This is a genomic window from Streptomyces sp. NPDC053474, from assembly GCF_044544845.1.
Lineage (GTDB): Bacteria > Actinomycetota > Actinomycetes > Streptomycetales > Streptomycetaceae > Streptomyces.
Genome location: NZ_JBITXV010000004.1, coordinates 595048 through 616439, shown reverse-complemented (window position 1 = coordinate 616439; position 21392 = coordinate 595048). Strand labels below are relative to the sequence as shown.

At 74.3% G+C, this 21392-nt stretch carries 24 protein-coding genes; 12 read left to right on the top strand and 12 right to left on the bottom strand.

Annotated elements, in window-relative coordinates:
• Nucleotides 1-15 precede the first annotated feature (15 nt).
• Both ACIG3E_RS12700 and ACIG3E_RS12695 read left to right on the top strand, forming a co-directional pair.
• Nucleotides 16-594: a methylated-DNA--[protein]-cysteine S-methyltransferase gene (locus tag ACIG3E_RS12700; protein WP_399614729.1), complete on the top strand. Its 579-nt coding sequence runs from the start codon at nt 16-18 to the stop codon at nt 592-594.
• Nucleotides 595-778: 184 nt separating this feature from the next.
• Nucleotides 779-2059, top strand: a complete 1281-nt coding sequence (locus tag ACIG3E_RS12695; protein ID WP_399614727.1) for an MFS transporter — start codon at nt 779-781, stop codon at nt 2057-2059.
• Nucleotides 2060-2169: 110 nt separating this feature from the next.
• On the opposite strand, the gene ACIG3E_RS12690 is transcribed toward ACIG3E_RS12695, so the two are convergent.
• Nucleotides 2170-2538 (bottom strand): cupin domain-containing protein, encoded by a 369-nt coding sequence (locus tag ACIG3E_RS12690; protein ID WP_399614725.1) that lies wholly within the window; start codon nt 2536-2538, stop codon nt 2170-2172.
• A gap of 126 nt (nt 2539-2664) precedes the next feature.
• Here ACIG3E_RS12690 and ACIG3E_RS12685 point away from each other — a divergent pair, with 126 nt between their 5' ends.
• The 3 genes from ACIG3E_RS12685 to corA all read left to right on the top strand — a co-directional run bounded on the left by ACIG3E_RS12685 (nt 2665) and on the right by corA (nt 5839).
• Nucleotides 2665-3570: a pseudouridine-5'-phosphate glycosidase gene (locus ACIG3E_RS12685; RefSeq protein WP_399614722.1), complete on the top strand. Its 906-nt coding sequence runs from the start codon at nt 2665-2667 to the stop codon at nt 3568-3570.
• Entirely contained in the window at nt 3567-4583 is a 1017-nt protein-coding gene (locus tag ACIG3E_RS12680) for a carbohydrate kinase family protein (RefSeq protein WP_399614720.1), read from the top strand. Before ACIG3E_RS12685 ends, ACIG3E_RS12680 begins: the two co-directional genes overlap by 4 nt.
• Nucleotides 4584-4684: 101 nt before the next feature.
• The gene (gene corA, locus ACIG3E_RS12675; RefSeq protein WP_399614718.1) at nt 4685-5839 is read left to right on the top strand and encodes a magnesium/cobalt transporter CorA; all 1155 of its coding nucleotides are present in this window, start codon (nt 4685-4687) and stop codon (nt 5837-5839) included.
• A 25-nt stretch (nt 5840-5864) separates the two neighbouring features.
• Here corA and ACIG3E_RS12670 read toward each other — a convergent pair whose 3' ends face one another.
• Together ACIG3E_RS12670 and ACIG3E_RS12665 are read right to left on the bottom strand one after the other, a co-directional pair.
• Nucleotides 5865-6284 (bottom strand): CBS domain-containing protein, encoded by a 420-nt coding sequence (locus ACIG3E_RS12670; RefSeq protein ID WP_399614716.1) that lies wholly within the window; start codon nt 6282-6284, stop codon nt 5865-5867.
• Between the two features lie 236 nt (nt 6285-6520).
• The gene (locus ACIG3E_RS12665; protein ID WP_399614714.1) at nt 6521-7153 is read right to left on the bottom strand and encodes a uridine kinase; all 633 of its coding nucleotides are present in this window, start codon (nt 7151-7153) and stop codon (nt 6521-6523) included.
• A 98-nt stretch (nt 7154-7251) separates the two neighbouring features.
• Here ACIG3E_RS12665 and ACIG3E_RS12660 point away from each other — a divergent pair, with 98 nt between their 5' ends.
• The 3 genes from ACIG3E_RS12660 to ACIG3E_RS12650 all read left to right on the top strand — a co-directional run bounded on the left by ACIG3E_RS12660 (nt 7252) and on the right by ACIG3E_RS12650 (nt 10435).
• Entirely contained in the window at nt 7252-7944 is a 693-nt protein-coding gene (locus ACIG3E_RS12660) for a DUF2293 domain-containing protein (RefSeq protein WP_399614712.1), read from the top strand.
• 313 nt (nt 7945-8257) lie between these two features.
• Nucleotides 8258-8737, top strand: coding sequence for a DUF1772 domain-containing protein (locus ACIG3E_RS12655; RefSeq protein WP_399614710.1), 480 nt, complete (start codon nt 8258-8260; stop codon nt 8735-8737).
• A gap of 210 nt (nt 8738-8947) precedes the next feature.
• The gene (locus tag ACIG3E_RS12650) at nt 8948-10435 is read left to right on the top strand and encodes a glutamate synthase subunit beta (RefSeq protein ID WP_399614708.1); all 1488 of its coding nucleotides are present in this window, start codon (nt 8948-8950) and stop codon (nt 10433-10435) included.
• Here the strand turns inward: ACIG3E_RS12650 and ACIG3E_RS12645 are convergent.
• The 3 genes from ACIG3E_RS12645 to ACIG3E_RS12635 form a co-directional block, all read right to left on the bottom strand.
• A complete protein-coding gene (locus ACIG3E_RS12645; protein WP_399614857.1) occupies nt 10425-11270 on the bottom strand; it encodes an SAM-dependent methyltransferase in 846 nt (281 codons plus the stop codon). The two genes, ACIG3E_RS12650 and ACIG3E_RS12645, sit on opposite strands and share 11 nt — an antisense overlap.
• A 167-nt stretch (nt 11271-11437) precedes the next feature.
• Nucleotides 11438-11653, bottom strand: coding sequence for a DUF397 domain-containing protein (locus ACIG3E_RS12640; RefSeq protein WP_399614855.1), 216 nt, complete (start codon nt 11651-11653; stop codon nt 11438-11440).
• Between the two features lie 99 nt (nt 11654-11752).
• The gene (locus ACIG3E_RS12635) at nt 11753-12613 is read right to left on the bottom strand and encodes a helix-turn-helix domain-containing protein (protein WP_399614705.1); all 861 of its coding nucleotides are present in this window, start codon (nt 12611-12613) and stop codon (nt 11753-11755) included.
• Nucleotides 12614-12820: 207 nt separating this feature from the next.
• On the opposite strand from ACIG3E_RS12635, the gene ACIG3E_RS12630 reads away from it, so the two are divergent.
• Both ACIG3E_RS12630 and ACIG3E_RS12625 read left to right on the top strand, forming a co-directional pair.
• A complete protein-coding gene (locus ACIG3E_RS12630; protein WP_399614703.1) occupies nt 12821-13504 on the top strand; it encodes an ATP-binding protein in 684 nt (227 codons plus the stop codon).
• Nucleotides 13505-13640: 136 nt separating this feature from the next.
• Complete coding sequence (locus ACIG3E_RS12625; protein ID WP_399614702.1) at nt 13641-14009, top strand: hypothetical protein; 369 nt, start codon at nt 13641-13643, stop codon at nt 14007-14009.
• Nucleotides 14010-14082: 73 nt separating this feature from the next.
• Here the strand turns inward: ACIG3E_RS12625 and ACIG3E_RS12620 are convergent, their stop codons facing one another.
• From ACIG3E_RS12620 to ACIG3E_RS12605, 4 genes are all read right to left on the bottom strand, one after another.
• Nucleotides 14083-14295 carry a hypothetical protein gene (locus ACIG3E_RS12620; RefSeq protein ID WP_399614851.1) on the bottom strand — a complete coding sequence of 71 codons (213 nt, stop codon included), beginning with the start codon at nt 14293-14295 and terminating at the stop codon, nt 14083-14085.
• Between the two features lie 137 nt (nt 14296-14432).
• Nucleotides 14433-15134, bottom strand: coding sequence for a DUF899 domain-containing protein (locus tag ACIG3E_RS12615; protein ID WP_399614700.1), 702 nt, complete (start codon nt 15132-15134; stop codon nt 14433-14435).
• Between the two features lie 135 nt (nt 15135-15269).
• Nucleotides 15270-16481 carry a cytochrome P450 gene (locus ACIG3E_RS12610; protein ID WP_399614697.1) on the bottom strand — a complete coding sequence of 404 codons (1212 nt, stop codon included), beginning with the start codon at nt 16479-16481 and terminating at the stop codon, nt 15270-15272.
• A 46-nt stretch (nt 16482-16527) separates the two neighbouring features.
• On the bottom strand, nt 16528-17889 hold the full coding sequence (locus ACIG3E_RS12605) for an amidohydrolase (RefSeq protein ID WP_399614695.1): 1362 nt from the start codon (nt 17887-17889) through the stop codon (nt 16528-16530).
• 130 nt (nt 17890-18019) lie between these two features.
• On the opposite strand from ACIG3E_RS12605, the gene ACIG3E_RS12600 reads away from it, so the two are divergent.
• A complete protein-coding gene (locus tag ACIG3E_RS12600) occupies nt 18020-18985 on the top strand; it encodes an endonuclease/exonuclease/phosphatase family protein (protein WP_399614692.1) in 966 nt (321 codons plus the stop codon).
• Nucleotides 18986-19012: 27 nt separating this feature from the next.
• Here the strand turns inward: ACIG3E_RS12600 and ACIG3E_RS12595 are convergent, their stop codons facing one another.
• Complete coding sequence (locus tag ACIG3E_RS12595) at nt 19013-20035, bottom strand: phosphatidylinositol-specific phospholipase C domain-containing protein (RefSeq protein ID WP_399614690.1); 1023 nt, start codon at nt 20033-20035, stop codon at nt 19013-19015.
• A 233-nt stretch (nt 20036-20268) separates the two neighbouring features.
• On the opposite strand from ACIG3E_RS12595, the gene ACIG3E_RS12590 reads away from it, so the two are divergent.
• The gene (locus tag ACIG3E_RS12590; protein WP_399614687.1) at nt 20269-20745 is read left to right on the top strand and encodes a DUF3574 domain-containing protein; all 477 of its coding nucleotides are present in this window, start codon (nt 20269-20271) and stop codon (nt 20743-20745) included.
• Between the two features lie 48 nt (nt 20746-20793).
• Here ACIG3E_RS12590 and ACIG3E_RS12585 read toward each other — a convergent pair whose 3' ends face one another.
• Nucleotides 20794-21210, bottom strand: coding sequence for a hypothetical protein (locus ACIG3E_RS12585; RefSeq protein WP_399614684.1), 417 nt, complete (start codon nt 21208-21210; stop codon nt 20794-20796).
• Nucleotides 21211-21392 lie beyond the last annotated feature (182 nt).

Sequence of the window (21392 nt, the reverse complement as noted above, 5' to 3'; positions counted from 1 at the left end):
CGTACGGTGGTGTCCATGAACGCCACGGGGCACACCCAGCAGGAGCAGCGGCAGGACGGGCGGCCGGGCCCGGTCTGGGCCGTCGTCGCCAGCGACATCGGCCCGCTGCTGCTCGCCGCGACGGAGACCGGCCTGGTCAACGTCGTCTTCCACGCCACCGACGACGTGCGGGACAAGGCCCTCGACCGGCTCGGCTCCCGGCTTAGCGCCGAGCCGGTCGAGGCGCCCTCCTCCCCGCTGCTCGCGGAGCCCATACGCCAGCTGGAGGCCTATTTCGCCGGGCGGCGGCGCGACTTCGAGCTGCCGCTGGACTGGTCGCTGATCTCCGGCTTCAACCGGCAGGTGCTGCGCGAGCTGGCGGCGGGCGTCCCGTACGGGGCGGTCGTGGGCTATGGAGACCTCGCCCGCCGGGTCGGCCAGCCCGGAGCGGCCCAGGCCGTGGGCATGGCGATGGGCTCCAACCCGCTGCCGGTCGTGGTGCCCTGCCACCGCGTGGTCGAGAGCGACGGCGGCATCGGAGGCTTCGGCGGCGGCCTGGAGACCAAGCGGCGGCTGCTGGCCCTGGAGGGGGTCCTGCCCGAGCCACTGTTCTGAGGCCGGGCGGGCGACCGCGCCGACGGGACGAGCCGTGTCGGTGGATCCGTGCCTGCTGACACACTGCGCGCGTGACCAGATCCTCCATATCCCCGTGTCCCCCGCCCCTCCGGAGAGGTGTGCCGCACCCGGCACAGAAACCGCGTACAGGCACCCCGTCGGCCACGGCCCCGGCGGGCGAGCGATGACCGCGACCGAGCGGGCGACCGTGGGGTCCGTCGCCGTGGCGGACCTGCCCGCCCTGCGCCGCCGCGTCGCCGCGGTCCTGGTCACCAGCCAGATCCTCGGCGGGCTCGGCATCGCCACCGGCGTCGCGCTCGCCGCCGTGCTCGCCAAGGAGGTCAGCGGCACCGAGTCGCTGTCCGGCCTCGCGCCCACCGCGACCGTCGCGGGGACGGCCCTCCTCTCAGTGCCGCTGGCTTCGCTGATGACGGCACGGGGGCGCCGTGCCGGTCTCGTCCTGGCGTACCTGATCGGCGCGTTGGGTGCCGCGGTCGTCGTGGTGGCCGCGGCCGTCGAGAGCTTTCCGCTGCTCCTCGTGGGCATGGCCGCGTTCGGCGCGGCCTCCGCGGCGAACCTCCAGGCGCGGTTCGCGGCCGCCGACCTGGCCGAGCCGAGCGCCAGGGCCCGGGCCATCTCGAACGTCGTGTGGGCCACGACGATCGGCGCGGTGATCGGCCCGAACCTCGCCGCGCCCGCGGGGCACAGCGTGTCCGCGCTCGGCATCCCCAAGGCCTCGGGGGCGTTCGTGTGGGCGGCCGGGGTGTTCCTGATCTCGGCGGTCGTCGTGGCCGTGCTGCTGCGCCCGGACCCGCTCCTGACCGCGCGCGCCCTGGCCCCCGACACGGACACCACGAAGGCCAGCGGGGGGCTGCGGGCCGGCGCCGCCGCCGTCGCCGCGTCCGGGCGGGCCAGGCTCGCCCTGGCGACGCTCGTGATCGCGCACACCGCGATGGTCTCGATCATGTCGATGACCCCCGTCGACCTCGGTCACCACGGGGCGAGCATCGATCTGATCGGCCTGGTGATCAGCGGGCACATCGCGGGCATGTACGCGTTCTCACCGGTGATGGGGCGGCTCGCGGACCGGCTCGGGCGGCTCAGCGTCATCGGCCTGTGCGTGGGGCTGCTCGCCGTCTCCGCGCTGCTCGCGGGCACCGCGGGCGGCAACCACGCGCAGACCGCGGCGGGCCTGTTCCTGCTCGGCCTCGGCTGGTCGGCGGGCCTGGTGTCCGGCTCCGCGCTGCTCACCGACTCCGTGCCGCCCGCCGCGCGCGCCGCCGCGCAGGGCCTGTCGGACCTGACGATGAACGCGGCGGCGGGCGTCGGCGGCGCGGTCGCGGGACTCGTGGTCGCGCGGGCGAGCTACGGCTGGCTCAACCTCGCGGCGGCGCTCCTGCTCCTGCCGCTGGCGGCCCTCGCCCTGTTCGGCCGGGGAGTGCGGACGGCGGAGCCCACGGCGTGAGGCCGGGAGGGCGGGCCGCCGACCGCGCGCGGCGCCCTGGCCGCCGCGTGGCGGGCGCCCCGCCGCCGGGCGGGCTCGGCCGCCCGGTCGCCCGGCGTGCTGATCAGGCCCTAGTCGCCCAGCGTGATGTGGTACGCCTTGCGCAGCGTCTCGTGGACGGTCCACGTCGTGCGGTCGCCCTCGCGCAGGAAGGCCGCGTCGCCGGGGCCGACCTCGATGACGTCGCCGCCCTCCACCTCGATGGTGGCGCGCCCACTGACGACCACGAACAGCTCGTTGGCCTCGGTGTCGGTCACCACGCCCGGCGTGATCTGCCAGATGCCGCGCAGCTGCTTGCCGTCGGCGGACTCCCACAGGACCTTGCCGGTGACCACCGGGGTACCGGAGACGATCTGCTCCGGATCCAGCGGCTCCTCCTCCAGGTCGACATCCGCAATGTGCACGGCAAATGAGGCAACACTCTGATCATTCGTGGTCATGGCCGGTCACCCTAATGGGTTTGCCGCGGCGCACCGCCCGCCAGGGATGAACCAGGGGACCCGCCAGGGATGAACCAGGGGACGGCCCCAGGAGCGAAGGCGACCCGACTGGCAGGAGGCAGGCCCGTGTTGGTGGTGTCCGACGAGGTACAGACGGCTCTCGCACGACGGCGGCCGGTCGTGGCCCTGGAGTCCACGATCATCGCGCACGGCCTGCCGCGCCCACGCAATCTGCGGGTGGCGCTCGAACTGGAAGCGGCCGTGCGCGAGGAGGGTGCCGTCCCCGCGACGATCGCCGTCCTGGACGGCCGCCCCCACGTCGGTCTCGACAAGGAGCGGCTGGAACGGGTCGCGGGGCAGGACGGCATCCGGAAGCTGGGCCACCGCGATCTGCCCCTGGCCGTCGCCACGGGCGCCTGCGGGGCCACGACGGTGTCGGCGACCGCGCTGCTCGCCGCCCGCGCGGGCCTGCGGGTGTTCGCCACGGGCGGGCTCGGCGGGGTGCACCGGGAGTGGACGACGACCCAGGACGAGTCCGCCGACCTCGGGCTGCTCGCGCGCACCCGGATCACCGTGGTGTGCGCGGGGGTGAAGTCGATCCTGGACGTGGCGGCCACCCTGCAGCGCCTGGAGACGCTGGGCGTCGCGGTCGCCGGGTACCGGACGGAGCGCTTCCCCGGCTTCTACCTCGCCGACTCCGGGCACCCCGTGGACTGGACGCTGCGTACGCCGGACGAGGTGGCGGGGGTGATGCGAGCGCAGGACGCGCTGGGCGGTCCCGAGGCGGCGCTCGTCGTGGCGAACCCCGTGCCCCAGGAGGAGCAGCTCGATCCCGCGCTCCACGCGCGCGTACTCGATCAGGCGCTACGGGAGTGCGACGCACGGGGCGTGACGGGTCAGGCCGTGACGCCGTTCCTCCTCGACCACCTGGTGCGGCACACCGAAGGGGCCTCCCTGGAGGCGAACTTGGCGGCGGTACGGGGCAACGTACGTCTGGCGGCGCGGATCGCGGCCGCGTGGGCCGAGGGATGACGGGCGGAAGCCGCCGCCAGGGCCTGCTGGTCGTCGGGGACGTCGTCACGGACATCGTCGCCCGGCATCGCACTCCCTTGGTGCCCGGCACCGACACGGAGGCCGCGATCCGCACGGTACCGGGCGGCGCGGGCGCCAACGTCGCGTGCTGGGCCGCCTGTTGGGGGCACTGGGACGTGCGCTTCCTGGGGCGCGTGGGCGCCGACGCGGCGGCCTGGCACGAGGAGAACCTGACCCGGGTGGGCGTGCTCCCCCATCTCGTCGTCGACCCCGACGCCCCCACCGGCACCGTCATCAGCCTGGTGGACACGGGTGGCGGCGCGGCGGAGCGGACCTTCCTCACGGACAGCGGTGCGGCGCTGCGCCTGGCCCCCGCCGACTGGGCGCCGGAACTGCTCGACGGCGTGGGCTGGCTGCATCTGTCCGGCTACTTGTTCTTCGCCGACGCCAGCCGGGCGGCCGCGCGGGCGGCGCTCGGGGCGGCGCGGGCACGCGGGGTCACGGTGAGCGTGGACCCGGCGTCGGCGGGCTTCCTCGCGCGGCACGGCCCGGACCGCTTCCTGGCGTGGTGCGGCGGCGTGGACGTGCTGCTGCCGAGCCGGGACGAGGCGGAGCTGCTCACGGGCCAGCCGCGGGCGGCGGACGCGGCGCGGGCCCTGAGCCGCCACTTCCCCACGGTGGTCGTCAAGTCGGGCCGCGCGGGCGCGCTGGCCGCGCGGGACGGCGAGGTGCGGGTGCGCGTGCCCGCGGAACGGGTGGAGGCCCGGGACTCCACGGGCGCGGGCGACGCGTTCACCGGCGCGTTCATCGCCTCGCGGCTCGCGGGCGCGAAGCTGTGCGACGCGGTGGCCGAGGGCTGCGGGGCCGGGGCGCGGGCGGTGTCGCGGGTGGGGGCGCGGCCCGCACCTCCACCAGAGCCACGGTCCTCGCCGCCGCCAGAGGCGCGGCCCCTGCTCCCGCCCTCGGCGCGGCCCGCGCCGAGGGTTCCGCGGCACGGCGGTGGGCAGGCGTAACGGCGACGGCCCGGAGCGGAACCCTCCGATCCCACAGGCCCCAACGCGGTGTGGGTCGGACTGGCAGACTTGTCCATCAAGTCCAGCGCGAGGAGCCGCACATGTCGATGGGGAGCAACTTGCGGAAGGTGAGCGGCCTCCGCAAGGTCGGGAACCTGAGGAGCGTGCGCGGCCTGCAGAAGGTCGCCCGCCTGACCCGGCGCGGCCCGCGCGTCGATCTGAGCCACCCCGCCCGCTCCCCCCTGGGCTCCTCGGTCGTGAAGTGCGTGACGTACAGAAAGGGGGTGCGGCAGACCGCGGCGCGCGACGGTGACCTCGTCGAGGCCGTGGCCCAGGTCCGCAAGGACGACGACGGGTTCGTCTGGCTCGGTCTGCACGAGCCCACGGAGCCGGAGTTCGCCGACATCGCCGAGTTGTTCGGCCTGCATCCGCTGGCGGTCGAGGACGCGGTCCACGCCCATCAGCGGCCGAAGGTCGAGCGCTATGACCAGACGCTGTTCGCCGTGTTCAAGACCGTCTGCTACGTCGAGCACGCCGAACTGACCGCGACCAGTGAGGTGGTGGACACCGGCGAGATCATGGTCTTCGTCGGCCGCGAGTTCGTGATCACCGTGCGGCACGGCAGGCACGGCTCCCTCGGCCCGCTGCGCGAGCAGCTCGAGGCGACGCCCGAGCAGCTCGCGCAGGGACCGGCCGCGGTGCTGCACGCGATCGCGGACCAGGTCGTCGACGACTACCTCGACGTGACGGAGGCGGTGCAGGAGGACATCGACGCGGTCGAGTCGGAGGTCTTCTCCGCCACCGGGGCACGCACGGCCGACCCCGGCCGCATCTACCAGCTCAAGCGGGAGCTGCTTGAGCTGAAGCGCGCGGTGGTGCCCCTCGGCCGCCCCCTCCAGGTCCTCGCCACCCAGCCGATCCGTGTCATCGCCCCCGAGATACAGGCGTACTTCCGCGATGTGGACGACCACCTCAAGCGGGTCGCCGAGCAGATAGCCGCCTTCGACGAACTCCTCAACTCGATCCTCCAGGCCCACCTCGCCCAAGTGACGGTCGCGCAGAACGACGCCACCCGGAAGATCACGGCATGGGCCGCCATCGTGGCCGTCCCCACGATGATCTGCGGCATCTACGGCATGAACTTCGACCACATGCCCGAGCTGCACTGGCGGTTCGGCTACGCGCTCGTGATGGGGGTGATCGCCACGGGGTGCGTCGTGCTGTACCGGGGCTTCCGGCGCAACGGCTGGCTGTGAGGCGCCGCCCGCGGCAAGGGCGACGTCAGCCCTTGGCGTAGACGCTCTCGCACCAGGCCGCGAGCTGCTCCTCCGTCAGGTGCTTGGCGAGGTCGGCCTCGCTGATCATGCCGACGAGGCGCTTGTTGTCGATCACGGGGAGCCTGCGGATCTGGTGGCCCTGCATCTCCTCGAGTACGGCGTCGACGTCGGCGTCCGAGGCGATCCAGCGCGGGGTGCCCTGGGCGAGTTCGCCCGCGGTGACCTTGGCCGGGTCGTGCCCCATCGCCACGCAGCGGACGACGATGTCGCGGTCGGTGAGGATGCCGCACAGCCGCTCGTTCTCGTCGCTGATGGGCAGGGCGCCCACGTCCAGCTGGCGCATCAGCTGCGCGGCGCGGTCCAGGGTCTCGTGGGCGGGGATCCACTGGGCCCCGCGGTGCATGATGTCTGCGGCGGTGGTCATGACGTACCTCCCGGTGCCGGACGACCGGCGCGGCGCGGCGCGGGGGCACCGCTGGTACCGACGGCCTCGTTCAGCCCCGACGACCTCATTGTCACCGCCGCGCTGGACGGCTGCACCCGCAGCCGGTCAGCGCCCCACGGCGGCGCCGGGACGGGGCGGCCCCACGGCGGATCAGCGCCGCGGCGGGGGCGGTGTCACGGCGCGGGCGGTGTCACGGCGAGCGGTGCCGCGGCAGGTCAGCCGTTCCACGCCGGGTGTCGGGGGTCGTCGGCCCGTACGGTCACGTCGGCGGCGGCCGTCGGGTCGCGCTCGGCCTCGTAGCGCTCGAAGGCCGGGAGCGTCCACTGCTCCTCGGGGGCCGTGCGCCGGTGCAGGGCGCCCGGGGAGAGCCGCATGTGCACCGTCAAATCGAAGGGGAACCAATGACCGAGCAGCAGGGGGCCGTGCAGCAACAGCAGCCCTCCCGGCGGGAGCTGGACATAGGGGCTGCGCGTGGCACGGTCGGTGGCCGGGTCCCACAGGTCGGGCAGGATCCGGCCGGTGCCGCCGGGGTCCAGCGGACCGAAGACCTCGCGCCAGAGAGCACCCGTGTCGAACCAGCCGCTGTAGTAGGCCTCGACGTCCTCGTGGCCGTACTCGAACCGCAGCGAGGCGGGCCGCAGGAACCCCTGGGCGGCGACGACGAGCGCGGGCCGCCCGCGCACGCGCAGCGCGTCGGCGACCCGCTGGGCGAGGTCACCGGGCCGGGCCGCGGGGGCGCCGTCGAAGGCGACGCGGGGCCAGTCGCCGCCGTCCGCGGGCGCCAGCTTGAGGAGCCGGTCGGCGAGGGTGTCGGTGAGCCGTTCCCAGGTGATCGCTTCGAGTCGCACGGGGCCATGATGCCCGCACGCCGGGGGCGCGCGGCGGTGCGGGTGGGCACGGGGGCGCGGTCCGCGTACGGCACGCCGTCGGGCGGGAAGATACCCGTATGGCGCTCCCCCGCTCTCCGACTCCCGCCGTCGATGGCCGCCTTGTCGTCTTCCAGCCCCTCAAGCACAAGCGCTGCGGGGAGTGCGGGGCCGGGCCGTTGGCGCTGCTCGTCCTGGAGGAGGGCAGGCCGCGGTGCCTGGACTGCGCCGACCTCGGGCACCTCGTGTATCTCCCGCGCGGCGACACCGCGCTCACCAGGCGGTCGCGGGAAGGCAGCGCGCTGTCGGCGGTGGTGGTCCGCTTCAACCGGCGCAAGAGCCGGTACGAGCGCCAGGGCGTCCTGGTCGAGGAGGCGGCGCTCGCGCTGGCCGAGCAGCGGTGCCTGGCCGACGCGGAGGCCAGGGCGCGGCGGCGCGCGCGGGACGCCGTGCGACGGGCGGCGGGGGACGAGCGGTTCGCGGCGGCGTTCGCCGAGGAGATCCTGCGGCTCTTTCCCCGGTGTCCGCCGGAGCGGGCCCGGCGGATCGCCGCGCACGCCTCGGTGCGCGGCAGCGGCCGGGTGGGCCGCAGCGCGGCCGGGCGGGCGCTCACCCCGCGCGCGGTGACGGCGGCCGTGATCGCGGCGGTGCGCCACACGGAGACGGAGTACGACGCCCTGCTGATGCGGGGCATCCCCCGGGGCGAGGCCAGGCGCCGCATCGCGCGCGGCGTCGAGGAGGCGCTGCGCGCGTGGGGGCACGGGACGGGCTGAGGGGCACCCCCGGCACCCCGACGCCCCGGCGCCCCCGGCGCCCCCGGCACCCCGACGCCCCGGCACCCCGGCACCCCGGCACCCCGGCACCCCTCAGTGAAAGGGGCGGCGCGCGCCGGTGGCGAGACGGTGGCGCATGGAGGTGCGGGAACGGCGTATGGCCGGGGGCGCGTCGTGGCATTTGACTTGTCGTAGACACACCACACCGTGCAGGATCTTGCGCGGCGCGCCGACCGTCCCCAGGCCCGGTCCCCCGTGGGCAAGCACCCCGCGAGCCGATCGTCCAGAGGCCGGACCCACTCAGGGAGTTGCCATGATCGAGGGACCGTACTTCGTGCTCACCGTCCTCGGGGCGATCTCCTGCGGCCTGGTCGCGGGGGTGTTCATCGGCTTCTCCACGTTCGTGATGAAGGGTCTCGCCGCGCTGCCCCCGGCCCAGGGCATCGCCGCGATGAACGCGATCAATGTCACGGCGGTCACTCCGGCGTTCATGGCCGTGTTCATGGGGGCGACGGGCCTGTGCGCGGTGCTCGCCGTGGTCACGTTCGTGCTGTGGCCGGAAGAGGGCAGGGTGGAGCTGCTGCTCGGCTGCGCGCTGTATCTCGTGGGCTGCTTCGGCGTCACCGTGGCGGCGAACGTGCCGCGCAACGACGCACTGGCGGAGGTCGACGCGGGCTCGGAGCGCGGGGCCGCGTACTGGCGCACGTATGTGACGGAGTGGACGATGTGGAACCACGTGCGCGCCGCGGCGGCCACCGCGGCCTCGGCGGCCTTCGTCCTCGGCCTGACCTGACCGGCCCGGACCGCCTGACCGGCCCGGACCGCCTGACCGGCCCGGACCGCCCGACCGGCCCGGACCGCCCGACCGGCCCGGCACCTGACCTGACCGGCCGGACCACCTGCCCCGACCGGCCCGGGCCGCCCGGCATGCCCGCCCCGCCCCCGCGACGTACCGTGGCTCGAAGGACGCGTATCGCGGGCGGGGAGACGTAGGGAGACGGCCATGGCCGACCCCAAAGGGTTCCTCAGGGTGGCGCGCGAGGAGTGGCCGCGGCGGGCGGTCGGCGACCGGGTCAAGGACTGGGACGAGGTGTACGAGCCGGACGCGCTGCTTCCGCTGGTGGAGCGGCAGGCGGACCGGTGCATGGACTGCGGGGTGCCGTTCTGCCACGAGGCGTGCCCGCTGGGGAACCTCGTCCCGGAGTGGAACGAGCTCGTCTCGCGCGCCGACTGGCGCGCGGCGGCGGAGCGGCTGCACGCGACGAACAACTTCCCCGAGTTCACCGGGCGGCTGTGTCCCGCCCCGTGCGAGGCGGGCTGCGTCCTCGCGATCAACCAGCCCGCGGTGACGATCAAGAACGTCGAGGCCGCCATCGCCGACCGCGTCTGGGCGGACGGCCTCGCGCCGCCGCGGCCGCCGGAGCGGCTCACCGGCAAAAGCGTCGGCGTCATCGGCTCGGGCCCGGCGGGCCTCGCGGCGGCGCAGCAGCTGACGCGTGCGGGGCACACGGTCGTGGTGTACGAGCGCGAGGACCGCGCGGGCGGGCTGCTGCGGTACGGGATCCCCGCGTTCAAGATGGAGAAGCGGCATCTTGAACGGCGGCTCGCGCAACTGACCGCCGAGGGCACCACGTTCCGTACGTCGACGCACGTCGGGCGGGACGTGGGCGCGGCGGCGCTGCGCGCCCGGCACGACGCGCTGGTCCTCGCGGTGGGGGCCACGGCGTGGCGGGAACTCGCGGTGCCGGGGCGGGAGCTGGCCGGGGTCCGGCAGGCGATGGAGTACCTGCCGCTCGCCAACCGCGTGTGCGAGGGGGACCTCGACGCCTCGCCCCTGTCGGCGGCCGGGAAGCACGTGGTGATCGTGGGCGGCGGCGACACCGGCGCGGACTGCCTGGGCACGGCGGTGCGGGAGGGCGCGGCGTCGGTGACGCAGGTCGACATCCGCCCGCTGCCGGGCGCCGAGCGGGACCCGGCGGCCGAGCCCTGGCCGACGTACCCGCACGTGTACCGCGTGTCCCCCGCGCACGAGGAGGCCGGGGAGCTGGGGTTCGGGCAGCGTCCCGACGCGGACGCGCGGCTCTTTGCGGCGGCCACGCTGCGGTTCTCCGGGGACGCGGCGGGGCGGGTGCGGGCCGTGCGCCTGTCCGGGGTGGACGGGGAGCGGCGGCCGGTGCCCGGCGCGGAGCGGCTGCTGCGCGCCGATCTGGTGCTGCTCGCGCTGGGGTTCCGGGGGCCGGAGGTGGCCGGGGGCCCGATCGCGGAGCTGGGCGTGTCCGTGACGCCGAGCGGGGTCGTGGCGCGTGACGACGCCTACGCGACGGACGTCCCGGGGGTGTTCGTCGCCGGGGACGCGGGCCGCGGCCAGTCCTTGGTGGTGTGGGCGATCGCGGAGGGCCGGGCCGTGGCGGCGGCCGTGGACCGCTGGCTGATGGGCACCACGCACCTGCCCTCCCCGCTGGGCGCCCACACCCGACCCCTCACGGCGTGACCACGCCCGGGCCTGCCCGAAGGGGCCCCTTGCGCGCCACCCCGCCGAAGATCGGCACCGGCCCCTCCCCCGCCACGGGAACGCGCTCGCCCAGTTCCGGATGCCAGGTGTCGACCGTCGTCACGCCCGGGGCCGCGAGGTCGAGGCCGGTGAAGAAGCGCAGGACGTCCGCGCGGTCGCGCAGGGCGAGGTTGAGGGCGCGGGACGCGTAGAGGTCGCCCGCCGCGCGGGCCCGGTCGGGGGTGAACTCGCCGGTGCCGTGCGACAACATCAGCCAGCTGCCGGGCGGCAGCGCGGACATCAGCCGGTCCACCAGGTCGTACGGGTCGCTCTCGTCGGGGACGAAGTGCAGCAGGGCGATCAGGGAGAGGGCGACGGGCCTGCTGAAGTCGAGGGTCTTGCGCGCCTGTTCGAGGATCGCGGCGGGTTCCCGTACGTCCGCTTGGATGTACGCGGTGGCGCCCTGGGGCGTCGAGCGCAGCAGCGCCTCCGCGTGGGCGAGTACGATCGGGTCGTTGTCGCAGTACACCACGCGGGCGTCGGGTGCGACGCCCTGGGCGATCTGGTGCAGGTTGGGCTCGGTCGGGATGCCGGAGCCGACGTCGAGGAACTGGCGGACCCCGGACGCCGCGAGCCACCGCGTGGCGCGCTGCATGAACGCCCGGTTGGCCCGCGCGATGCCCGGGATCCGCGGGTCCATGGCGACGAGCTGACGGCCCATCTCCTCGTCGACCGGGTAGTTGTCCTTGCCGCCCAGCCACCAGTCGTACATCCGCGCCGGATGCGGCTTGCTGGTGTCTATGTAAGGCGACGCGGACTCGCCGTAAGACGACACGGACTCCCCGCGGGGCGACGCGGACTCCCCGTACAACGACGCGGACTCCCCCGCCGCCCCCCGGCTGCCCGTTCCGGTCCCGGTCAACTACGGCTCCCTCGCCAGTTCGGCAACGTACGAATCGCGCCAGATTCCGCGCGCGTGGCGGCCTGTAGTCGCTACGCGCGTCACGACAGGAGGAAGTCGGCCTCCCCGGCCTTCGCTCCCTGTATGAACGCCCTGATCTCGCCGTCCGTGTAGATGAGCGCGGGGCCGTCCGGGTCGGATGACTGGCGCACGGCGACGCGCCCGTCGTCCAGCTTCATGGCTTCCAGGCAGTTGCCGCCGTTGCCGCCGCTCCACGGCTTGTGCCAGCCCTCGTTGCCGAGCTCGCGGGCGGGCATGCCGTTGTAGATCCGGGAGGACCCGGGGGGCCGGGAATCGGCGCGGGTGTCGGGCCGTGACGAGGGGCCCGTGCCCGCTCGGTGTCGATCTCGGTCCATTCACAGCTCCTTGCGGACATCCCGGAGGATCTCCTTCGTGCGTTGTGCGGTCGCGGCCTGGGCCGCCATGCGGTCCATGACCTCCAGATGCGTCGCCACCTCGGCACGCGCGTCCAGATAGACGGCACCGGTGAGGTACTCGCTGTAGACCATGTCCGGCAGCTCCGCCATGGCGAAGCGGAAGAGCACGAACGGTCCGAACGTGCCCGGGTGCGGGCCCGCCGCGAACGGCGCGACCTGCAACGTCACCCGAGGCATTTCGGTGGCCTCAAGCAACCGGTCGATCTGCGCACGCATGATGTCGGGCCCGCCGACGGGGCGGCGCAGGGCCGTCTCGTCCATCACGACCCACAGGCGCGGCGCGTCCTCGCGGCTCAGCAGCGTCTGGCGCTCCATGCGCAGGGCGACGTAGCGCTCGATGTCCTCGGGCCGGGTCTGGCCGATGGCTCCGGAGAGCAGGACGCCGCGCGCGTAGTCCTCGGTCTGCAGCAGACCGGGCATGAAGTGCGGTTCGTACGACCTGATGAGGCTCGCGGCGCCCTCCAGGCTGACGTACATGCTGAACCAGCCCGGCAGGATGTCGTGGAAGCGCTGCCACCAGCCCGGCTTGTTGGCTTCCTCGGCGAGGGCGATGAACGACTCGGCCTCTTCGTCCGCGACGCCGTACGCCTTGAGGAGCAGTTGCAGATACGGAATCTTCAGCGCGACCTCGGCGGTCTCCATGCGGCGCACCGTGGCCGGGGCCACACGCAGGATCCGTGCGGCCTCGTCACGCTTGAGCCCCGCACGCTCACGCAGGTCCTGCAGGCGACGACCGAGAACGACCTGTCCGACGGTCGGCGCCGACCGCGGTTCGCTCACGTCCTACCTCCACCCACTACGCGTCACTCTCTGTATCGGATCTTGCCACTTCACGTTACTCTGCGTAGTCACTCATCGCACCAACTCACGCCACTAGGTGAGGCGTTGCGAGAAGTGTGCCATGCGGCGTCTCAAAGGAACATGTCACTGTGCACTTTTCAGAGTGGCCCTTGCCAAGGTGTTCGCGCCGGGGCGATAGTGGAGAGCGTGACTCCGCCCGCATCGTTAGGAACTGAAGCCACCGATCACCGACTTGGCGTCCGCGCCGAGGACCGGGCGGCGGCCGCCGAGCCCTGCGTCACCTTCACCCTGGCCGCGCTGCCGAGTTCCGTCGGCCGCGCCAGGCGGTTGACGCGTGACCGGCTCAGTTCCCTCGCGGTCGGCGACGACGCCTGCGACACCGCGGCGCTCGTCGTATCGGAGCTGGTCACCAACGCCATCGTGCACACCGCTAGCCGGACCGTCGTCTGCGAGATCCGCACGGAAGCCGACACCGTGCGGATCGCCATCCGCGACGAGGGCTGTGGTTCGGGGGTTCCACGCCCGACCGGCCTGCGCGGGCCTGACGAGGAGCACGGGAGGGGGTTGCTTCTCGTGAGCGCCGTGAGCAACGCATGGGGTGTCCAGGACTCCGGTACCGGCCTTTCGGTGTGGGCGGAGCTACCGACGACCGGTTGCCCGCCCGGCGGGAGCGCGTTCGGCGGCCTCGGGGACGAGGTCGACGGCCGCGACCGGGCGGGACCGGCCTTCGGCGCCGCCGCGTTCGGCGGCATGGGACTGGATTTGGACAACTTCGACGACCACGGCGATGTCGTCACGGAAGGCCACGGCAGGGGCCTGACCGGCGACACCCGCCACCGGATGGACCAGAGCGCCACCGGCGGCCTTTAGGCCGCCGTGACGGAGATGCGAGTGCGACAGCGATGCGGTCGGGGGATATGTGAGCGCGGGGACGTCACGACTGTTCGGCCTTGACACCTTGGTACGGCTCTCGCGCGAGCGGGAGCGGGCGGTCGGACGGCGAGCCGTGAGTGTGCAGCCAGTGGCACGGCTCGCCGTCCCCGCCGGAATGGGGCAGCCCCTCGGCTGCGACGCGGTGGCGATGCCCGCGGAGTTCGGTCCGCGGCTCCTCGACCGGCTGCCCCGGGCAGGATGCGTGTACGAGGACGGACCGCGCTGGTGGTGGATCGTGCCCGCCGACTCCGACGTGGCCCTTCAGTGGCCGCCGTCGGCGTTCTACTCGCCGGGCGCGCTGCTGCCCGACACGGCGCGTGAGCCGGTCCTCGTCCACCGCCCGGAGGCGCCGGTCCCCTATACGCCGCCCATTCCGCTGTATCTGGCCCTGTGCCGGATGTCCGGGGCCGCCCCCGCGTGGGCCGGACCGGTCCGGGCCTAGGGCCCGGACGCGCGCGGGGCCCGGCCCCCTTCAGCGCCGGGCCGGGAGCAGCTGGCCCCGGCCCGGAGTCCACTCAGGCGGCGGCGTGTTCGCCCCGGGGGCGGCACGCGTCGGCGTCCCGCTCCAGCCCCTCCCGCACGATCACCAGGAAGGCGTCGGTCGCCAGGTCCATCACGACCTCCGCGCACTGACCCTCGCTGCGCCGCGCGTGCGCGAACTCCTCCGCGGGCCACGATCCACGCGGTCCGCCCGCGGGAAAGCGCTGCAGCACCACTCGTTCGTTCATCATGTCCGTGTTCCCCCGTGTGCTCGGTGCAGAGCGATTGGCTCCGCACCGATAACAACGCACGGAGCGCCCGCGAGGACTCGCAACGTGACCGATCTGACACCGAGTTGGGGCATTCGGGCCCCCGCCGTCCAGGCTCAGTAGGCGTATTCGTCGTACTCGTCGTGGTACCGCACCCGGGCGCTCCCCGCGGGCGCGCCGAGCTCCGAGGCGCGGCCCTTGGGCTCCTCCCACTCCTCCTGGCGGCCGAGCGCGGTGAGGTCGAGCAGGCTCGTCGTGGAGCCGAGGCCGTCGAGGCCGCGGTCGAACGTCGCGTACGTGTGGAAGACGCGGTCGCCGTCCCGCAGGAAGCAGCTGATGCCCGGGCGGTCCAGGAGGCGCCCGGCCGGATCCGGGTACGACGCGGCGAAGTCGCGGTTGAACTCCGGCCCGCACGTGGAGTACCAGGGCACCACCCAGCCCATGCGGGCCTTGAACGGCAGGATGCGGGTGAAGGGGGCGCGCGATGCCGCGACGAACGTGGTGCCCCGGGCGTGCAGATGGGCGAGGTGCCCGATCTGGTCGAGGAAGGCCGAGCAGCTGGGGCAGCCCGCGTCCCACTCGGGGGCGAACATGAAGTGGTAGACGATGAGCTGGGCGCGTCCGGCGAACAGGTCGAGCAGCGTCGCCTTGCCGTCGGCGCCGTCGAACACGTACTCCTTGTCGATCTCCACCATCGGGAGCTCGCGCCGCTCGGCGTTCAGCGCGTCGCGGGCGCGCGTCGCGGCCTTCTCCTTGGCGAGCAGCTCCTCGCGCGCGGCCTGCCACTCCGCGCGCGTGACGATGTGCGGAAGTCCCATGGCGCTTTCCTCCGGTCGCGATCCACGGTTCTCGGGCGTTCTCAGGAGGGTGGACCGGGGGCCGCGGCGGAACTCATCGGTCGCGGCCGGGATTTCTGGAACTTTCTCGCCCGTCAGCACACGACCGCTCGCCCGTCAGCACACGACCGGGAGTTCGAGCAGGCCACGGGCCCGCATCGAGGGGCGCCACCGCAGCTCCTCCACGGGCACGGCGAGCGCCAGGTCCGGGAAGCGCTCGATGAGCGCGGCGAGCGCCGTGGCCGTCTCCATGCGGGCGAGCGGCGCGCCCAGGCAGTAGTGGATGCCGTGGCCGAGCGCGAGGTGGCCGCTCGCGTCGCGCGTGACGTCGAGCCGGTCGGGGTCGGCGAACCGCTCGGGGTCACGGCCCGCGGAGCCGGTCGAGACCAGCACGGTCTCCCCCTTGGGCACGCGGACGCCGCCGATCGTGACGTCCTCCAGGGGGAAGCGGCGGATGGCGAGAAGGACCGGGCCCTCGTGGCGCAGGAACTCCTCGACGGCGCCGGGCAGCAGGCCCGGGTCAGCGCGCACCGCGGCGAGCTGCTCGGGGTGGCTGAGCAGGCCGAGGACGGCGGTGCCGATGAGCTGCACCACGTTCTCGTACCCGGCGAACAGGATCAGGAAGGCGAGCGACATCAGCTCGTCCTCGCTGAGGCGTCCGCCGTCGCCGCCGTCGTCGTCCCGCACGGCGATCAGGTCGGACAGCAGGTCGTCGCCGGGCCGTGCGCGCTTCTGAGCGATGAGCCCGGTGAAGTAGCCGAGCAGCCCCGCGACCGCCTCCTTGGCGAGGTGGGGCCGCGCCGGGTCGGGGGCGACGAGCGCGTCGGTCCAGGTGCGGAAGTCGGGCCTGCGGGTGGCGGGGACGCCGAGGAGGTCGCAGATGACGGCGATGGGCAGCGGGGCGGCGTACGCGGCCACTAGGTCGCCGCCGCCCGCCTCCGCCAGGGCGTCGAGGAGTTCGTCGGCGGCCCGCCGCACCGGCTCGCGCAGCCGTTCCGTCCGGCCGGGCGTGAACGCCTTGGCGACCAGGCGCCGGACCCGGGTGTGGTCCGGCGGGTCCATGTTGAGGAGGTTGGCGTCCAGGGCGGGCGGCAGCGAGAAGCCCCGGTAGTTGCCGGGCAGGGCGTGCGCCTTGTCCAGGGACAGGCGCGGGTCGGCGAGGGCCTCGCGGACGTCGGCGTAGCGGGTGACGAGCCAGGCCGCGTTGCCGTCGGTGCCGGTGACGCGGCGCACGGGCGCGCTCTCGCGCAGCAGGGCGTACGTGGCGTACGGGTCGTCGATGAGGCCGTCGAGCACTTCGGGAGTCGCGGGGGTCGCGGGGGTCGCCATGGGGTTCAGCCTAAGGAGTGCCGTCCCGCGGGTGCCGGGCGGGCCGTCAGGCGTCGTACTCCTGGATCCGCCTGCCGTGGCCGCGGGCGACGAGTGCGGGCAGCCGCCGCGCCAACTCCCGCGTCACCGCCGGGACGTCGACGGTCAGCAGCTCCCGGTCGCGCATGAGGACGCGCCCGTCGACGATCGTCGTACGGACGTCGCCGCTGCGGGCGCTGTGCACCAGGGTCGCGGCGAGGTCGTGCACGGGCTGGGTGTGCGGCCCGGTGAGGTCGACGAGGACGATGTCGGCCCGGCGGCCCGGGGCGAGGCTGCCGATCGACTCGCCGAGGCCGACGGCCCGCGCGCTCTGCAGCGTGGCGTGGTGCAGGGCCTGACGGGAGGTCAGCCAGCGGGGGTCGCCGGTGGCGGACTTCTGGACGAGCGCGGTGAGCGCCATGGACTCCCACACGTCCAGGGAGTTGTTGGAGGCCGCGCCGTCGGTGGCGAGCCCCACCGGAATGCCGAGGTCCGCGAGCAGCCGTACGGGCGTGGGGTCCCAGGCGAACTTCAGATAGCCGCGCGGCGCGCTGGCGACGGCGACCCGGCCGGTGGCGGCGCGCAGGGCGGCGGCGTCGGACTCCAGGATGCCGGTGCCGTGGGCGATGAGGACGTCGACGTCGAGCAGGCCCGCGCGGCGCAGCACCTCGATGGGCGTGCAGCCGTGCCGGGCGACGCTGTGCTCGGTCTGGGCGCGGCTCTCGGCGGCGTGCAGGTGCACCAGGAGACCGTGGTCCCGCGCGAGTCCCGCGGTCGCGGCGAGGTCGGCGTCGTCGACGGTGTACGGGGCGTGCGGGGCGAGGCAGGTGGTGACGCGGCCGTCGGCGTCGCCCGCCCTGCGGAGCGCGAAGTCCAGGGACGCCTCCCGCCCTCCGGGCCCCTGCGAGGAGAAGTACGCCTGGCCGAGCAGGGCGCGCAGGCCGGACTCGGCGACGACGTCGGCGACGGTGTCCATGGCGAAGTAGTGGTCGGCGAAGGTGGTGACGCCGCCGCGGATCAGCTCGGCGCAGGCGAGCCGCGCGCCCAGCTCCACGTCCCGCGCCTGGAGGTTGGCCTCGATGGGCCACACGTGGTCGTTGAACCACTCCTCCACCGGCACGTCCTCGGCGATGCCGCGCAGGGCCACCATCGGGGCGTGCGTATGGCAGTTGATCAGGCCGGGCAGGGCGGCCTGGCCGCGCGCGTCGAGGCGTTCGGCGGCGGCCAGGTCCCGGGCGGCGGCCGCGGTGGTCACCTCGGCGATCGCTCCGTCGCGTACGACGATCGCGGCGTCCTCGGCGAAGCCGACCTGCCCGGCGGCGTCGTGGACGAGGGCGGCGCAGCCGCTGATGACGAGGTCGGCGGGGCCGGGTGCGACAGGCGCTGTCATGCGTTCACGGTACGTTCGCCCACGCATCCGCGCGGGGACTCTGCCGACGCGGGAATTCCGGGACCACGCTGGCGTGAAGCGACCGCTTGGCGGGAACCGATCGCCGCCCGAACCGCGGAGGGAGCCCGTCATGCTCCTCGGCACCTGGAACCTGGAGAACCTCTACCGCCCCGGCACGCCGTTCGGCCCCAAGGACGAGGCGGCGTACGAGGCGAAGCTGTCCGCGCTCGCGGCGACGGTCCGCGCCCTCGACCCGAGCCTGCTCGGGGTGCAGGAGGTCGGCGACCCGGCGGCCCTGGAGGACCTGGCCGGGCTGCTCGACGGCACCTGGCACACGGCCGTGTCGCGGCACGCGGACGACCGGGGCATCCGGGTGGGGTTCCTCAGCCGCCTGGAGCCGCAGGTGCTCGCCGACGAGGCGGCGTTCCCGGCGCGGCTGCTGCCCGTGCAGAAGGACGACGCCGGGGCGCGGGTCGCGGCGGCGGGGCGCGGCCTGTTCGCGGTGCGGATCGTGAGCCGGGCCATCGCCGTGGACGCGGCCGTGTGCCACCTCAAGTCGAAGCTCCTCTCCTACCCCGGCGGGCGGTTCCAGCCCCGGGACGAGGGCGAGCGGGCGCGCGTCGGCGCCTACGCGCTGTACCGCCGCACGGCGGAGGCGACGACGCTGCGGGCGCTCGCCGACCGGCTCCTCGCGGGCGACGGCCGGACCCGGGACGTCGTGGTGCTCGGCGACCTCAACGACGAGGTGGCCGCCGCGACGACGCAGCTCCTGCTCGGCCCGCCCGGCTCCGAGCTGGGCACGCCGGGCCACGCGACGCCGGACCGGGGCGATGCGGCGCGGCTGTGGAACGTGGCGCCGCTGATCCCGCCCGAGCGCCGCTACTCGCGCGTCACCTCCGGCCGCCGCGAGCTGATCGACCACGTGCTCCTGAGCCACCGCCTGCTGCGCCGCGTCACCACCGACGGCGGCGCGGGCACGGGCCTTCCCGACGCGTCCGGCGTCCTCGAACTGCCGTCGGTGGGGGCGGACCCCGGCGACCGGAAGGGCGCGGCGGGCTCGGACCACGCGCCGGTGTGGGTGCGGTTCCGGCCGTAACGCGCGCCGCCGGGCCCCCGACAGGCCCTAGCCGCGCGGCAGCACCGTCGACAGGACCTGCGGCAGCGGATACCAGTCCGCCGATACGACGCTGGCGTGCCGCCCCGCGAGCAGCGCGGCCCGGTCGCGGGCCTGGGCCTCGGTGGGCCGGGTGCCGTCGATGGCGGGCGCCACCTTGTGGGCGTCGGTCATGACGAGCAGATAGCCCCGGTCGGCGTACCACTTGGTGTCGACGGAGCCGCCCGCGTAGACCGAGGCGTCGCCGTCGAAGAGCACGAACCACGGCCGGATCGAGGCGTCCGCGTACCGCGTGCGCGGGTCGCCGGGCGCGGCGCCGAGCACGGCGGGGAAGGCGGCGGCGTCGCCGAGCCTGCCCGCGGCGGCCAAGTCGCGCAGATGCGTCGCGTACTCGCGGTCGGTCCACAGGGTGTCGACGGGGTTGTTCTGCTCGACGGTGCCGGGGATCAGCTCGACGACGAACTTCCCGGCGAGCGCGGCCCTGCCGGGCCAGCCCTTGGCGCGGACGGCCTCGTCGAGCGTGGCCCCGCCGGTCGCGAGGTCGCCGGGCCGGTACAGGGCGCCGCCGAGCTTCGCCGTGAGGAGGGCGTCGAGGTCGGCGGGCCCGCGGCCGCCCCGCGCCTGGAAGCCGTCCTTCAGCTCGACCTTGAGGAGCACGGGCCGGTGTCCGGGGTGCGCGTCGTGCCAGGCCTTCAGGTCGGCGAGGCAGCCGTCGAGGCGCTGGTCGCGCGCCTTGGTGCGCAGTTCCTCCGGGCGCTGGGCGTTCTCGCAGTTGTTGTCGTTGCCGATCGGGTTGCTGTGCGAGACGCGCCAGCCGCCGCCGAAGACGTTCGTCCACACGTCGAGTTCGAGCATGGCGGCGCCGGAGTCGAGCGCGTCGGCGAAGTAGGGGTACTTCGCCTTCTCGTACGCGTTGTGGACGCCGACGCCGGTGGTGGCGCCGTACGAGGTGTCGCTCCCGGTGGCCGCGGGCTCCGTGGCCACCGCCGTCCCCGCGAGCGAGGCCGCGACGAGGACGCTCCCCGTCACCATCCCGCGTATCGCCTTCCGCACCGCCACCACGCGCACCGCTGTCCCCTTCCACCGCACCGGTCAAGTCCGGGGAAACGTACGGGATTCATGTGACGTGGCGGAAGACGGCGACTTACGGCCACACCTCGTGGCGCTGCCGCGCGGGCGCCTTCGGCCCCCTAATCTTGTCGACCGTCGAAGATCGGGCCCGACGGCCACGTCCGGCCCCGCCCTGCCACGAAAGGCACCCTCACATGGCGCTCACCCTCACGCTCACCGGCCCCCGCCTGGCCGTGGCCGCGGCGGCCGCGGTCCTCGCGATCGGCGCTCCGACGGCGTACGCGGCCCTGGACGGCGACCCGGCGCGGACGCCCGCCGCCCCGACGGCGGCGGAGCGCGGCAAGCCCTTCGTCGAGACCCATCTGTTCTTCGGCACCGAACGCCCCGACGGCGGCCCGGCCGTGACGGACAAGCAGTTCATGAGGTTCATCGACACCGAGGTGACGCCCGGCTTCCCCGACGGCCTGACCGTCCAGCAGGGCCGCGGCCAGTGGAAGGACAGCAACGGCAAGATCGAGCGCGAGCGCAGCTACGAGCTGATCCTGCTGTACCCGACGGCCGACGCGAAGAAGAACGACAAGCTGATCGAGGAGATCCGCTCCGACTACGAGAAGAAGTTCGCCCAGGACTCGGTGGGCCGCCTCGACGACCGGGCGCGGGTCGACTTCTGAACCGCTGAGCCCTCGGCCGACCTGGTGCCGGGGGCCCGGCACCCTCGCCTACCCCAGGTGCACGTCCCCCACGGTGTGGGCCTGGATGACGTTCCCGCGCTGCACGCCGCCGCTGATGGTGTTGTGCACGACCCCGCCGCGGTGGTCGCCGCCGTGGCCCAGGTCGTCGAGGAGCAGGCGCAGCTCCGCCGCCGCGCCCGGGTCCGCGCGCAGGGCCCGGCGCATCCGGTTGCGCCACTCGGCCCGCGCGTCGGCCTCGGCGTCGGCGTCGCCCGCGGCGCGCGCGGCCAGCAGGTCGTCGCGGGTCTCGTCGAGCGCGCCGCTCACCTGGTCCTCGTCCGCTCCGCGCCGCCGCCCGAGGAAGGCCACGACCCGCCCCCGCGCGGCGGCCCACCCGTCCCCCACCATCGCCTGCACGAGCGCGGTGGCCCCGGCCCCGGCGAGGGCGGCCAACTCTGCGTCCATCGGGTCTCCTTCGTGACGGTCCGGAGGTGTGCCCCTCGACTTGAGCGTCAACGGTAGCCGAGGGCACGGGAGTTGGTCATCGCCAGGCCGCCACCTTCAGTAGGAAAGTTTCCTAACAATTCCCTGCCGCGATATTGACGCGCTCATGTCCACGTCGCCACCATTCCTGGCACGGCCCCTCC